Annotated in this window: 12 protein-coding genes; 7 read left to right on the forward strand and 5 right to left on the reverse strand. The window is 60.4% G+C overall.

Annotated elements, in window-relative coordinates; all coding sequences use genetic code 11:
- Positions 1-2: 2 nt before the first annotated feature.
- Complete coding sequence (gene rph, locus HME9302_RS05550; protein WP_115366194.1) at positions 3-719, reverse strand: ribonuclease PH; 717 nt, start codon at positions 717-719, stop codon at positions 3-5.
- Between the two features lie 123 nt (positions 720-842).
- Between rph and hrcA the strand changes: the two genes are divergently transcribed.
- The 3 genes from hrcA to HME9302_RS05565 all read left to right on the forward strand — a co-directional run bounded on the left by hrcA (position 843) and on the right by HME9302_RS05565 (position 2,984).
- Positions 843-1,916 (forward strand): heat-inducible transcriptional repressor HrcA, encoded by a 1,074-nt coding sequence (gene hrcA / locus HME9302_RS05555; RefSeq protein WP_115366195.1) that lies wholly within the window; start codon positions 843-845, stop codon positions 1,914-1,916.
- Between the two features lie 153 nt (positions 1,917-2,069).
- On the forward strand, positions 2,070-2,603 hold the full coding sequence (locus HME9302_RS05560) for a nucleotide exchange factor GrpE (RefSeq protein WP_230080037.1): 534 nt from the start codon (positions 2,070-2,072) through the stop codon (positions 2,601-2,603).
- A gap of 84 nt (positions 2,604-2,687) precedes the next feature.
- Positions 2,688-2,984, forward strand: a complete 297-nt coding sequence (locus HME9302_RS05565) for a glycine zipper domain-containing protein (protein WP_230079882.1) — start codon at positions 2,688-2,690, stop codon at positions 2,982-2,984.
- 98 nt (positions 2,985-3,082) lie between these two features.
- On the opposite strand, the gene HME9302_RS05570 is transcribed toward HME9302_RS05565, so the two are convergent.
- The 3 genes from HME9302_RS05570 to HME9302_RS05580 are packed head-to-tail and all read right to left on the reverse strand — an operon-like array spanning position 3,083 to position 4,690.
- The gene (locus tag HME9302_RS05570; RefSeq protein ID WP_115366196.1) at positions 3,083-3,667 is read right to left on the reverse strand and encodes a hypothetical protein; all 585 of its coding nucleotides are present in this window, start codon (positions 3,665-3,667) and stop codon (positions 3,083-3,085) included.
- Positions 3,664-4,221, reverse strand: a complete 558-nt coding sequence (locus HME9302_RS05575) for a vgr related protein (protein WP_230079883.1) — start codon at positions 4,219-4,221, stop codon at positions 3,664-3,666. Before HME9302_RS05575 ends, HME9302_RS05570 begins: the two co-directional genes overlap by 4 nt.
- Entirely contained in the window at positions 4,211-4,690 is a 480-nt protein-coding gene (locus tag HME9302_RS05580) for a copper chaperone PCu(A)C (protein WP_115366197.1), read from the reverse strand. Before HME9302_RS05580 ends, HME9302_RS05575 begins: the two co-directional genes overlap by 11 nt.
- 212 nt (positions 4,691-4,902) lie before the next feature.
- On the opposite strand from HME9302_RS05580, the gene dnaK reads away from it, so the two are divergent.
- The 3 genes from dnaK (at position 4,903) to HME9302_RS05595 (ending at position 9,067) form a co-directional block, all read left to right on the forward strand.
- On the forward strand, positions 4,903-6,867 hold the full coding sequence (dnaK, locus tag HME9302_RS05585) for a molecular chaperone DnaK (protein ID WP_115366198.1): 1,965 nt from the start codon (positions 4,903-4,905) through the stop codon (positions 6,865-6,867).
- Between the two features lie 74 nt (positions 6,868-6,941).
- Positions 6,942-8,075, forward strand: coding sequence for a molecular chaperone DnaJ (gene dnaJ / locus HME9302_RS05590; RefSeq protein ID WP_181815696.1), 1,134 nt, complete (start codon positions 6,942-6,944; stop codon positions 8,073-8,075).
- A 92-nt stretch (positions 8,076-8,167) separates the two neighbouring features.
- Entirely contained in the window at positions 8,168-9,067 is a 900-nt protein-coding gene (locus tag HME9302_RS05595; RefSeq protein ID WP_115366200.1) for an MBL fold metallo-hydrolase, read from the forward strand.
- 1 nt (position 9,068) lies between these two features.
- On the opposite strand, the gene HME9302_RS05600 is transcribed toward HME9302_RS05595, so the two are convergent.
- On the reverse strand, positions 9,069-11,399 hold the full coding sequence (locus HME9302_RS05600) for a patatin-like protein (protein ID WP_115366201.1): 2,331 nt from the start codon (positions 11,397-11,399) through the stop codon (positions 9,069-9,071).
- Positions 11,400-11,525: 126 nt separating this feature from the next.
- Here HME9302_RS05600 and radA point away from each other — a divergent pair, with 126 nt between their 5' ends.
- On the forward strand, positions 11,526-12,893 hold the full coding sequence (radA, locus tag HME9302_RS05605; protein ID WP_115366202.1) for a DNA repair protein RadA: 1,368 nt from the start codon (positions 11,526-11,528) through the stop codon (positions 12,891-12,893).
- The last annotated feature ends 3 nt before the right edge of the window (positions 12,894-12,896 follow it).

The following is a 12,896-nucleotide window of genomic DNA, read 5'->3' on the forward strand; positions in this document are numbered from 1 at the left end:
CGTCAGCCCTTGGTTGCATCCAGTTGCGCTGCAAAGATGCCGTCGCAGCCGATCTTGGCAAGACGCAGCAGACGGAGCAGGCCTTCCTCGTCATAGGTCGCACCTTCCGCAGTCGCCTGTACTTCGGCAATCTGTCCGCCTTCGATCAGCACGAAATTCGCGTCCGCGTCGGCACTGGAATCTTCGTCGTAATCCAGATCGAGGACCGGGGTGCCATTGTAAATACCGCAAGAGATGGCGGCGACCTGCGCAGCGATGGGATCGGATTTGATATCCCCCGATTTCATTAAGCCGTTTACCGCCAGACGCAACGCGACCCAGGCACCGCTGATGGAGGCTGTTCGGGTGCCGCCATCGGCCTGGATTACATCGCAATCGAGCGTGATCTGCCGTTCGCCCAGTTTCCTGAGGTCGACGACGGAACGCAGCGAACGCCCGATCAATCGCTGGATTTCCTGCGTCCGTCCGCTCTGTTTACCCCGTGCAGCTTCGCGGCTGCCGCGTGTATGGGTGGCGCGGGGCAACATCGAATATTCGCCGGTCACCCAGCCTTCACCCTTGCCGCGAAGCCATGGCGGGATGCGTTCCTCGACGCTCGCCGTGCACAACACCTTCGTTTCGCCGAAGCTGATGAGGCAGCTTCCCTCGGCGTGCTTGGTAAATCCGGTTTCGATGGTGATGGCGCGCATTTCGTCGGGCGCGCGGTTCGATGGTCGCATCAATATGTCCTTGTATGAAGCGCGAGCGTTGCGGCGGTCCGCAGGTCGCGTTGGCATAATTCTCGCGCCGCCTACGCGCTTCGCCCTTGAGGCTGCAAGGGGATACGCTAGATTGTACCGGCAATGAGCGCCCGATCCCCTACAAATCTCGACGTTTCGGAACTATCCGGTCGCGCGCGCGACATCTTTCGTCTCGTCGTGGAAGGCTATCTGGATAGCGGCCACCCGGTCGGGTCTAAGGCATTGGCAGGGGAAGGGGGCGTCGATCTGTCGCCCGCCTCGATCCGATCCGTCCTGGCCGAACTGGAAGCGGGTGGCTTGCTGTCGGCCCCGCACACCAGCGCCGGCCGGATGCCCACCACCAGCGGGCTGCGGCTGTTCGTCGACGCAATGATGCAGGTCGCGCAGCCGAACGAGCAGGAACGCGCCGCCATCGCTCAGCGCATTGCAGCGCCAGGACCGGTAGAGAATGCGCTGGAGGCAACCAGCGCGTTACTATCGGACCTGTCGGGTGCAGCAGGAATGGTGATGGTGCCAACGCGGGAACCCCGGCTTTCGCAGGTCAACCTGCTGCCGCTCGGGGAAACCAAGGCATTGGCAGTGCTGGTCGGAGAAGATGGATCGGTAGAAAACCGGGTGCTGGAACTGGCGGAAGGCGGCGCTTCCCCTTCGGTGCTGGAGCAAGCAGGCAATTACATTACTGCGCAGCTTGCCGGGCGCACCCTTCAAGAAGCGCTGTCGGCTATCCGGCAGGATATCAAGAACGGCCATACCGCGCTCGACGATGCGAGCCGGGATCTGGTCGAGCGCGGTCTGGCAACGTGGAGCGAGGATGCGCAGAAGCGTCCGGTGCTGATCGTCAGGGGCCAGGCGAACCTCCTCGACGAAAGCGCGCTGGACGATCTCGACCGGGTGCGATCATTGCTGGACGATCTTGAAAACAAGCAGTCGGTTGCGGCCCTGATGCAGCGCGCCCAACGCGCGAAGGCGGCGCGCATTTTTATCGGATCGGAGAACCGCCTGTTTGCGCTTTCGGGCTCCAGCGTGATCGCTTCGCCCTATCACGATGCGGAGGGCAAGGTGATCGGCGTGCTGGGAGTGATCGGCCCTACGCGGTTGAATTACGCAAGGCTGGTCCCCATGGTAGATTTCACGGCCCAGTCACTGGGCAAATCCCTTTCCAGAATGATTGGTTGAACAGCTTTTATGAACGACGGAAAAATGCCGCCCAAGAGCGCCGGTAACAGCACTGATAAGGGTAAATCCGAAGAAATTCCGGCTGCGGAAGCGGGGCTGGATGCAGCCCGTGATGCCGCCATTCGCGACGAATTGAAAGGCGTGCCGGAAAGCATGCTGGCCGATAATGATGGTGACGATGCTGGCGATGGCAGCGGCGACGGGGGGGACTCTATCGATGATGCGCTCGATCGGTTGCGGTCCGATCTCGATGCGGCACAGCAGGATGTCTTGTACGCTCGCGCGGATACCCAGAACCTACGCCGCCGTATGGAGAAGGATATCGCCGATGCCCGTGCCTACGGTGCGACCGGTTTTGCGCGCGACATTCTTTCCGTAGCCGACAATCTGGCGCGTGCGCTGGATGCTGTTCCCGAAGAATTGCGCGCGGACGAAAAATTTAAAGGACTGGTTGCCGGTATCGAGGCGACCCGGCGCGAGCTCGACAAGGTGTTCGGGCAGCATGGTGTGACCCGCATCGCCTCGACCGGAATGCCGCTAGATCCAAATCAGCATCAGGCCATGCTGGAAATCCCCACCGATGACGCCGAACCCGGCACTATCGTGCAGGAAATGCAGCCCGGTTATATGATCAAGGATCGGCTGCTACGTCCTGCGATGGTTGGTGTTGCAAAGAAGGCGGACTGAATAAGGCTGAAAGCTACAGGCTCACTTGCGTTCAGCTTCGATCTTTTATCCCGACGTTACGTATGGGCATGAAGGAGATTGATGATGACCCGAGTTCGTAAAATGTTCGTTCCGCTGGCAATGGTTTCGGCGCTTTCGCTAACTGCTTGTGCAGAAAACTATGCTGCCGAGGGTGCGCTTGGCGGCGCCGCAGTCGGCGCCGGTGTTGCGGCTGTCACTGGTGAGAATATTGCACGTTATGCTTTGGCTGGTGCCGCAGCTGGCGGTCTTGCCGGTTATTTTGTCGACAAGAACGACAAGTGCGATGGCTATAGTGCGAACCGCTATCTCGACGATGATTGCTTCGGCACCGCGGGATACCCTGCCGATCCACGTAGGTAACTAAAACAACGAAAGGCCCGGACCTTGCTGCAAGCATTGTCCGGGCCTTCATGCATTGTCACAAGAGACGACCGCCAGAATGGTATTTCGGCGAATGGTCAGGTCAGATAATTGAACAGATAGCGCGCGATGAGCAGACCAAGCAGGATGCCGCTTGCCCATTTCGTCCGCACGACCATTGCTGCTCCCATTAACGCAATCAGTAACAGCGTCATGGCAATCGGGCCGACTAGCGCCACTTGCGACCATATGGCCGGGATCGTGGACATGTACCCCCATTGGACCAGCACCAGCGTTATTAGAATGGCAAACACGATCCGCCGAATCCTGAAATAATGGGTATCGAGATCTGCGAACCGCGCTGGTTCGGTTGGAAACACAAGCCTGGCTGCGAGAAAATAACTGGCAGCGAACGTCATGATCGCGAGCAACGATTGGCTTGAAATCGCGAGCTCGTCTCGCACGATCCACGCGTAAGCCCAGAATGACATCAGATCGAGTATGACGAACAGGCCTAGCAACGGCGTAAGCCAGCCAATCTTGAACTGGCTTGATCCGGCATTGGGGTCGTCGATTTGCGCGGAGCGAAGTTCCAGAGCGCGTCCCAAACCAGACAGCAGCTCGACCAGCGAAAGACCAAGGATGAGGCTGTAAAGCGCGAACAGGAATTCGAACTGGGTCATGCTGCACCCGGGAAACGCACCAGCAAATCATAAGCCGCAGCGTCGCCGACGCCAGCAACCTTGGCACCGTTTCGCAGGAAGAACGCGTGTTTGACGATTTCCGCCTGCTGCTCGATGCCGTACCGAACTAGTGACCAGCCCGGCTTCAGGCTGTAATCGTAACGGCACCATGGATGCCGGCGCAGTATCAAATACCAGTCGCCTCGCGTCTGCGTTTGCCAGACATGGACCATCTCATGGATGAACAACCCCTGCCGCATCAGGCCCACTTGGCTGAAGTCGTCGCAATAGCTGTCGCCGAGCGGATGAAAATGCAGATGCCCGCGCGGAGCCATGGTCACACGGCGCGGCTGGAAGGGAAACCATTTGCGCCGCTTTATCGTGACCTTGTCGTAATCGATCGCGTCCCCGAATACCGTGCGGGCGAGCGCAACCTCACCCGCAGTCAGAGCGCGGTCGCCGCCTGCTGGGCAGGAGTTTACCGGCGGTATGAGGGCGCCCGAAATGGCAGAATCGACCGGCAACGGTCCGTTGAACGTCCCGTCAGCGCGCATCGCCAGCGGCGAGGATTTCCACCGGGAAGCTCAATTTATCGCCGCCCGACACAATCAACGTCACCTCGGTCGTGCCGCCCGGCTTGAGGTCTGGCGAAACGCCGGTCGCCATTACATGCTGACTGCCCGGTTTGAATTCCAGCTTGGTGCCTTTTTTAAGCGGGCTCGGCGACATTTCCATCATTTCGACCTGGAAATCCATTTCGCCATATTGGTGAAAGGTAGCGTCCTCCGCCCCTTCCACGGCAACGCGGTTCAAGGCGAGCCCGCGATCCCCATCGTAGGCGAGATTAAAGTATACTGCCGCAGGATTGCCTTCCACGGCGGCCAGAACCATCCGCCCGTCGGTCACCGACAAACCCGGCACCGCTTCAGGCGCGACTTCCTCGGTCGGGGCGCTTTCGCCGCATCCCGATAGCGTCAGTGCAGAAAATCCGAGCAGTCCTGCTGCCAGCTGTACCTTGTTCATGCGTAAGAACCCTATTTGCGAATAATGCGCCCTGCTGGGCTGCGTAGCAGTAACCTAGCGCGGCAGGTTCCGCTGCGCCACGAAAACTTGTGCCGCGAGAAAGCACACCTATATCGCCCTCGAACACAACCTGACGAGCCGCCCAGCCCGCTCCGCCGTTAATGGGGAGCAACCGGGCGGCGTCCAGTTACAAAGAAGGCAATAGGGAAACTATGGCAAAAGTTATCGGCATCGACCTCGGCACCACCAACAGCTGTGTGGCCGTTATGGATGGGGGCAAGCCCAAAGTTATCGAAAACATGGAAGGCGCCCGGACCACTCCGTCCGTCGTCGCTTTCACCAAGGATGGCGAGCGCCTGATCGGCCAGCCGGCCAAGCGCCAGGCCGTCACCAACCCGGACAATACGCTGTTCGCGATCAAGCGCTTGATCGGCCGTCCGTTCAACGATCCGACCACCAAGAAGGACATGGACCTCGTTCCGTACGAGATCGTAAAGGGCAAGAACGGCGACGCATGGGTCAAGGCCGGCGGCGATGAATATTCGCCCAGCCAGGTATCCGCCTTCATTCTTCAGAAGATGAAGGAAACGGCCGAGGCTTATCTTGGCGAAAAGGTCGAACAGGCCGTGATTACTGTTCCTGCCTACTTCAATGATGCCCAGCGGCAGGCGACCAAGGATGCTGGCCAGATCGCCGGCCTCGATGTGCTGCGCATCATCAACGAGCCGACTGCGGCCGCGTTGGCTTATGGCCTCGACAAAAACGACGGCAAGACCATTGCCGTTTACGATCTCGGTGGCGGTACGTTCGATATATCCATCCTGGAAATCGGCGATGGCGTGTTCGAAGTGAAGTCGACCAATGGCGACACGTTCCTGGGCGGCGAAGATTTCGATAACGCAATCGTCGAACATCTCGCTACCGCCTTCGAAAAGAAGGAGAACATGGACCTTCGCAAGGACAAGCTGGCTCTCCAGCGGCTCAAGGATGCCGCCGAAAAGGCCAAGATCGAACTGTCCAGCGCGCAGACCACAGAAGTCAACCAGCCGTTCATTACCGCGCGCATGGAAGGGGGCAGTTCCACCCCATTGCACCTGGTCGAAACGATCAGCCGTTCCGACCTTGAAAAGATGGTCGGCGATCTGATTAAGCGCACACTCGAACCATGCAAAAAAGCGTTGAAGGACGCCGGTATCAGCAAGGATGAGATCGACGAAGTCATCATGGTGGGCGGGATGACCCGCATGCCCAAGGTGCGCGAAGTCGTGAAGGATTTCTTCGGCAGCGAAGTGCACACCGGCGTGAACCCGGATGAGGTCGTCGCCATGGGTGCGGCCATTCAGGCCGGTGTTTTGCAGGGCGACGTCAAGGACGTGCTGCTGCTCGACGTGACGCCTTTGTCGCTCGGTATCGAGACGCTGGGCGGCGTATTTACCCGCATGATCGACCGCAACACGACGATCCCATCCAAGAAGACTCAGACCTACTCGACCGCTGAAGACAACCAGCAGGCGGTTACGATCAAGGTCTATCAGGGCGAGCGCGAAATGGCGCAGGACAACAAGCTGCTCGGCAATTTCGATCTGCTCGGAATTCCATCCGCTCCGCGCGGCGTCCCGCAGATCGAAGTGACCTTCGACATTGACGCCAACGGCATCGTGAACGTGTCCGCCAAGGACAAGGGCACGGGCAAGGAACAGACGATCAAGATTCAGGCATCGGGCGGTCTCAATGAATCCGACATCGACCAGATGGTTCAGGATGCGGAGAAGTTTGCCGAAGAAGACAAGAAGCGCCGTGCCAGCGCCGAAGCTCGCAATCAGGCCGACAGTCTGGTTCATGCGACCGAGAAGCAGCTGGAAGAACATGGCGACAAGATCGACGCCAGCCTGAAGTCCGACGTGGAAACCGCTTTGGCGGAAACCAAGACCGCTTTGGAAGGCGACGATCCCGAAGCCATCAACGCAAAGTCTCAAGCTTTGACCGAAGTAGCCATGAAGATGGGCCAATCGATCTACGAGCAGGAACAGGCAGCCGGCGCTCCGGGTGACGGCGATGCTTCGGCCGACGCCTCGACGCAGGATGACGATGTAGTCGACGCCGAGTTTTCGGAAGTTACCGAAGACGATACCGGTGCCGATAAACCTGCCGACGCTGACGCCGACGCCAAGGCTTAAGTCAGCTCATGAACACCATGTCCGCCACCGGTGCCTCGCGCATCGGTGGCGGTCTGGTTTGAGGCAGGAACATCATGTCTACCGAAACCGATTATTACGAACTCCTCACCGTTTCGCGCGATGCGGATGCAGCGTCTATCAAATCCGCCTATCGAAAGCTGGCAATGAAGTGGCACCCGGATCGCAACCCTGGCGATGCTGCTGCGGAAGCGAAGTTCAAATCCATATCCTCTGCTTACGAGTGCCTGAAGGACCCGCAGAAGCGCGCGGCCTATGATCGGTACGGCCACGCCGCATTCGAGCAGGGCATGAATGGCGGCGGCTTCGGAGGCGGCGGGCAGCAGGGCTTCAGCGACATCGGAGATATCTTCGAAACCATTTTCGGTGGTGGATTTGCTAGCGGCGGCGGTGGCGGGCAACAGCGCGCGCGCCGCGGTGCAGATTTGCGCTACGATATGGAGATCGGCCTGGACGAAGCATTCCACGGCAAGGAAACCCAGATCGAGATCGAAGTCAGCCAGACCTGCGACACTTGCGACGGGTCGGGCAGCAAACCGGGCACCGGCACCCGCGCCTGCAACTTGTGCCGCGGTCACGGCAAGGTGCGGGCCAAACAGGGGTTTTTCGTGGTCGAGCGACCATGCCCCAATTGCGATGGTCGCGGCGAAGTTATCGAACATGTCTGCGGCGATTGTCGGGGGGAGGGCAGGGTGGACTTGCCGCAAACCCTCGACGTCGAAATCCCGCCTGGCGTCGATACCGGTACGCGCATCCGCCTGTCCGGCAAGGGCGAAGCGGGGCCGCGCGGCGCGCCTTCGGGCGACCTTTATATTTTCGTGCACGTCCGCGAACACGATGTGTTCCAGCGCGAAGGCACCACCCTCGGTACACGCGTACCCATCAGCTTTACCACGGCAGCACTTGGCGGATCGGTGGATATTCCGGATCTGTCCGGCTCCACCAACACGGTGGACATTCCCGCCGGGATCCAGTCCGGCCGGCAATTACGTGTGCGCGGCGCGGGTATGCCCGTTTTGCAAGGGCGCGGACGCGGCGACCTAGTTGTGGAGATCGCGGTCGAGACACCAACCAAGCTCAGCAAGGCGCAAAAGGATTTGCTCGCCCAATTCCGCGATACGGAAACAGGTGCCGAATGCCCCGAAAGCCAGGGTTTCTTCGACAAGCTGAAAGGCGCGTTTGCCGGATAGCGTGGTCCACTTGCCGGGGCAGGGCAGCACGCCGCCCGTGTTTTACAAGACGCGCGGCGTATCCTAACGATGGCGTGAAAGGGATTTCCTCCATGCGTCTCAACCCAACTGTCCTTCTAGCTCCTCTCTTCCTGGGCTTGCTTGCCGCGCCCGCGATCGCCCAGCGCAATTTCGACGATGTCGAAATTACCGCCGAAGAGGTCGCGCCCGGAATTTCGGTGCTGTTCGGCGCTGGTGGCAATATCGGCGTAAGCCATGGTCCCGACGGCACTGTCCTGATCGACGACCAGTTTGCCGAACTATCGGACAAGATCGAAGCGGCGGTCGCCGAGCTGGGGGCAGCGCCCGTCAGCTATCTGATCAACACCCATTGGCACGGGGATCATACCGGCGGGAACGAAGCCTTTGGCCGCAACGGCGCGCTTATCTTCGCACACGAGAACGTTCGGCAGCGACTTGCCAATGGGCGCGGCGGCTCACGGCCGATCCCACCCGCTCCCAAGGCTGCGCTGCCGGTCGTCACATTCGGCCAGGGTTTGTCGATGCACCTCAACGGGGACGATGTGCGGATCATTTTTACAGGCGGCGGGCACACCGACGGCGACAGCGTGGTCTATTGGGAGAAAGCCGACGTCATCCATATGGGCGACCTGTATTTCAAGATCCCCGGCTACCCATATATGGACATGGATTCTGGCGGCAACGTCTTGAACGCCATGAACTCGCTCGGTACGGTCATCCGCATGATCGGGGACGATACCAGAGTGATCCCCGGTCATGGTCCGATGTCGAACAAGGCGGAACTGGTCGCCTATCGCGCCATGATAGGACAAGCGGTAGACCGCGTGCGCGCGCTGAAGGATGACGGCAAGACGCTTGAAGAAGTGGTCGCCGCCAAACCGCTGACGGACTTTAACCGGGGGGAGGGCTTTGTCGGACCGGACCAGTTCGTAACCTCGATCTACAACAGCTTGAAAACCGGCAACCCGTAAGTCAGGCGGGCATCGGTCCCATCCGTTCGGTCATTTCCCGGCGCAGTCTCCCGACGAGCCCGGGATTGGCGCGCAGGCGCGGCTCCTCTTCGTCTAGGATAGCCTGGAAGGCGGCGCGCTTGAAATCTTGCACCTGATCGCGCGACACACCGTCCGGCACTGTCGAAACCAGCAGGTCGATCATTCGTTCGGCACCGTGCAAACGCCCCCACAGATAGTCGTTTTCGCGATAGGCCCGGCTGAAAAACGCGCCGAAATTGTAGAATTCGATTCCGCGTAGTGTCGCATTGGTGCCGCCTTCGCGGATCGATGTGGCATCGTCGGGCGATATCCGGTCCACCTTCACCGGATCGAACTCCGTCAGGCCCTCGCTCCTGAGTAAAGGAAGAGTGGCTACGTCGTAGAATGGGAAGCCGAGATAGGCGAGCAGGGCGCGGCGGCGGAGTTCGCGGGGCATGGCTTCCAGCGCCGCCGCAAATTTCTCCTCGGCCTCGGTATCGGCTTCGATCAGACGGCGACGTTCGCCAAGTGCTTCCAGAACCCCCGCGGGGTCGTCCAGAACCGTTTCCGCAATGGCGGCAAAATCATCACCCAGCACCGTGTTGTCGCTGCGTTTGTGATAGATCGCCAAGATGCGATGAATGGCGGTGCGGGCCGTATCCACCGCCTCGTCATCCAGGTCCGGATCTGCCTCCCATTCCCGTGACAGGCGTCGGACGATGGATTGCAGGCGCCTGACGCGGAAGTTGACGTCATGCGCACGGAAAAATGCGACAGCTTCCTCGCTTGCTCCGCCGGACGGGTCGGCCAGGGTGGTAAGGCCGCGTGTGGCAAGTTCGTTATGCAACCGCGCCGCCACCGCACCTTGCGGCAAGTCGGCGAGTGCAGGGGCAGCATTGCGAATAGTGCGCGCGAAGCCTTCCACGATTGCGGTGAACTTGGCCTGCGCATAGGGGTGGAAGGCGAAGCCAGCGCTGGTAGCGGCCGCCTGCTGCGCACGATTGCGCCAGTTGGCAAGCCGTTTGGTGGTGGGCTTGTCCAGGAACAGGGTACGCCCGAACAGCTTGTCGACCGATCGTTCGACATCGGGCCGCATCGCCTGCATGATCCGCTGCAAACGGCGTGCCTCATGCGATTGTTTCTCCAGCACTTCCAGATTGTCGCGGATCGGTTGTTCGCGCGGGATTGTGGACAGCGACCCGAAGATTGCGCGGAAAAACCCGATTGGCCGGGCGGGTTCGTCATCCGGTTCGTTCCGGTCCGGGCGCGGGTCGATATAGACGAAGCGCCGGTCTACCTCGCGCTGAGCAGTGCGGGCCGGGAGAGCTTCGATCGCGCTGGCGAAGGGTGCGTTGACCAGCACCGACCCGTCGATCAACGCCACAGTGTCCAGCGTCTGGCGGCGGACATGAACCGGCATGATGCGCTGCAGGAAAGCTTCGCGGCCACCCCATTCTCGCCCCGTGGTGAAGGCAAGGCTGTCGATCTCGGCAATCTGCATCGGGGGAAAAGCCCCAGGAAAGCTAGCCGTGGCGCGTGCGGCGAAGGTCAGTTCCAGCGGGTCGGCCAGTTCATGCCCCTCCGCCGCCGGCACCTTGCTGCGAAAATTCACTGGCAGGCGGTGTTCGCTTTCCAGCACACGTGGCGGGCTGTTCAATTCCAGCACTTCGGGATGCCCGCGAAAGTCGGTTGTCGTCACCATCAGGTCGATCGTATGGCCGGGCGGAAGCAGCGGTGCACCGTCGGGAGTTGCCTTCATCGCGTCTAGTGCCCGCGCCAGCAGCCTTGCAAATCCTCCGCCCGAAAAGGGCGGGCTGAACCATCGACCGCGCACGAGGCGTGAGACCTTGCGCCGGACTTCGGCGCGGGTTTCCGGCGCCACGCTGTCACTCACCGCATTGCCGGGACGCCGAAGCAGCCATGACGCTATCGGTTGCGCCCAGAACTTCGCGAAACGCCACATCGGCCGCGCATCAGGATGGGTCAGCTCCTCGACATCGGCGAGGTCGAGCCACAAATCGGTCAATGGATCGAGCGATTGGCCCGAATGCACTGCCTGCGCTAGGAACACCGCGTTGATACCGCCCGCGCTGGCACCGGTCAGAATGTCGGGAAGCACGCGAAGGCGAAGATCGCATTCATCCTCGAATCGCTGGAGGATATCGCTATAGACCATTGATGCAGCTGGTCTTTCTGACCCGGCTAACCCTCCATGATAGTCGCGGCTAGCGCGGGCTAGATGCCACAATTCCTTCGTGACGCCATGCATGTATACCGCGAGACTGACGCCGCCATAGCAAACGAGGGCAATGCGGAGTTCTTTTTGGCGCATGGGCAGCTTTTGGCGCGGCAGGATACGAGCGGCAAGGGGTGTTTGTTCAAGGCGTCGAACCGTAGTTGTTTACCGGCTAACATCACAAGCTTGCGTTCTCGATGTGTTCCAACTACCGACGCCGTTATGGCGAAGCCCAAACGCAAATATACATGCCAGGCCTGTGGTTCCATCGCGCATCGCTGGCAGGGGCAATGCGCCGATTGTGCGGAATGGAATACACTGGTCGAGGATGCCCCGGCCACGGTGTTTTCGCAAAAGCACGATTTGTCGGCAGGTGGGCGAGCGGTAGAATTTGTTGCGCTCGACGCGCCGTCCGAACCGCTGAAACGGCGCCCCACCGGGCTCGCTGAATTCGACCGCGCGCTTGGCGGTGGTCTGGTGCCGGGTAGCGCCATCCTGATGGGCGGGGATCCCGGCATCGGGAAATCCACACTGCTGTTGCAGGCGGCTGCGCACGTCGCGAAAGCTGGCGGAAACGCAGTCTATGTCAGCGGGGAGGAAGCTTCGGCGCAGGTGCGGATGCGCGCCTCGCGGCTCGGTCTGGCAGATGCCCCGATCAAACTGGCTGCAGCGACCTCGGTCCGCGACATTCTGACCACATTGGGCGGGATGGAGCCACCGTCGCTGCTCGTCATCGATTCGATCCAGACCATGCATTCCGACACGATCGAAGGCGCGCCGGGCACGGTCAGCCAGGTGCGCGGCTGCGCGTTCGAACTGGTACGCTATGCCAAGGAGACCGGTGCAGCGGTCGTACTGGTCGGTCATGTGACCAAGGACGGCAGCATCGCAGGTCCGCGAGTGCTGGAACATATGGTCGATGTTGTGATGAGCTTCGAAGGAGAGCGCAGCCATCAATACCGAATCCTGCGCGCGCTCAAGAACAGGTTCGGCGCGGTAGATGAGATCGGTGTGTTCGCCATGGCGGGCGACGGGCTGGAGGAGGTGGCAAACCCGTCCATGCTGTTCCTGTCTGGCCGCGACATGCCGCTTGCTGGCAGCGCGGTGTTCCCGGCGCTGGAGGGGACGAGGCCGGTGTTGGTCGAGATACAGGCACTGATCGTGCGCTTGCAATCCGGTGCAACGCCGCGGCGAGCGGTTGTGGGGTGGGACAATTCGAGATTGTCCATGTTGCTGGCGGTACTGGAATCGCGCTGTGGGCTGAACTTTTCCTCGGCCGAAGTCTATTTGAATGTCGCCGGCGGGTACCGGTTGTCCGATCCTGCGGCGGATCTCGCAGTGGCCGCTGCGCTGGTATCGGCTCTGGCGGACAAGCCCCTGACCAATAAGAGCGTTTGGTTCGGCGAAGTCTCTCTGGCCGGTGAAATACGCCCGGTATCGCATAGCTCCCTGAGAGTGCGCGAGGCAGCCAAGCTTGGCTTCGATCATGGGTTTGGCCCGCAGGAAAGCGATGCGAATTTACCCGGACTTAACTTTACTGGCCTCAAGCAACTGGCCAATCTCGTTGACCGCATCGTTACAAAGGCATAGTTT

This window comes from Alteripontixanthobacter maritimus (genome assembly GCF_003340475.1).
GTDB classification, from domain to species: Bacteria; Pseudomonadota; Alphaproteobacteria; order Sphingomonadales; family Sphingomonadaceae; genus Alteripontixanthobacter; species Alteripontixanthobacter maritimus.

Bases quoted from the DNA above. Each gene is read 5' to 3' on its own strand.
- rph (WP_115366194.1), bottom strand. From the start codon at position 719: ATGCGACCATCGAACCGCGCGCCCGACGAAATGCGCGCCATCACCATC.
- hrcA (WP_115366195.1), top strand. From the start codon at position 843: ATGAGCGCCCGATCCCCTACAAATCTCGACGTTTCGGAACTATCCGGT.
- HME9302_RS05560 (WP_230080037.1), top strand. From the start codon at position 2,070: ATGCTGGCCGATAATGATGGTGACGATGCTGGCGATGGCAGCGGCGAC.
- HME9302_RS05565 (WP_230079882.1), top strand. From the start codon at position 2,688: ATGACCCGAGTTCGTAAAATGTTCGTTCCGCTGGCAATGGTTTCGGCG.
- HME9302_RS05570 (WP_115366196.1), bottom strand. From the start codon at position 3,667: ATGACCCAGTTCGAATTCCTGTTCGCGCTTTACAGCCTCATCCTTGGT.
- HME9302_RS05575 (WP_230079883.1), bottom strand. From the start codon at position 4,221: ATGCGCGCTGACGGGACGTTCAACGGACCGTTGCCGGTCGATTCTGCC.
- HME9302_RS05580 (WP_115366197.1), bottom strand. From the start codon at position 4,690: ATGAACAAGGTACAGCTGGCAGCAGGACTGCTCGGATTTTCTGCACTG.
- dnaK (WP_115366198.1), top strand. From the start codon at position 4,903: ATGGCAAAAGTTATCGGCATCGACCTCGGCACCACCAACAGCTGTGTG.
- dnaJ (WP_181815696.1), top strand. From the start codon at position 6,942: ATGTCTACCGAAACCGATTATTACGAACTCCTCACCGTTTCGCGCGAT.
- HME9302_RS05595 (WP_115366200.1), top strand. From the start codon at position 8,168: ATGCGTCTCAACCCAACTGTCCTTCTAGCTCCTCTCTTCCTGGGCTTG.
- HME9302_RS05600 (WP_115366201.1), bottom strand. From the start codon at position 11,399: ATGCGCCAAAAAGAACTCCGCATTGCCCTCGTTTGCTATGGCGGCGTC.
- radA (WP_115366202.1), top strand. From the start codon at position 11,526: ATGGCGAAGCCCAAACGCAAATATACATGCCAGGCCTGTGGTTCCATC.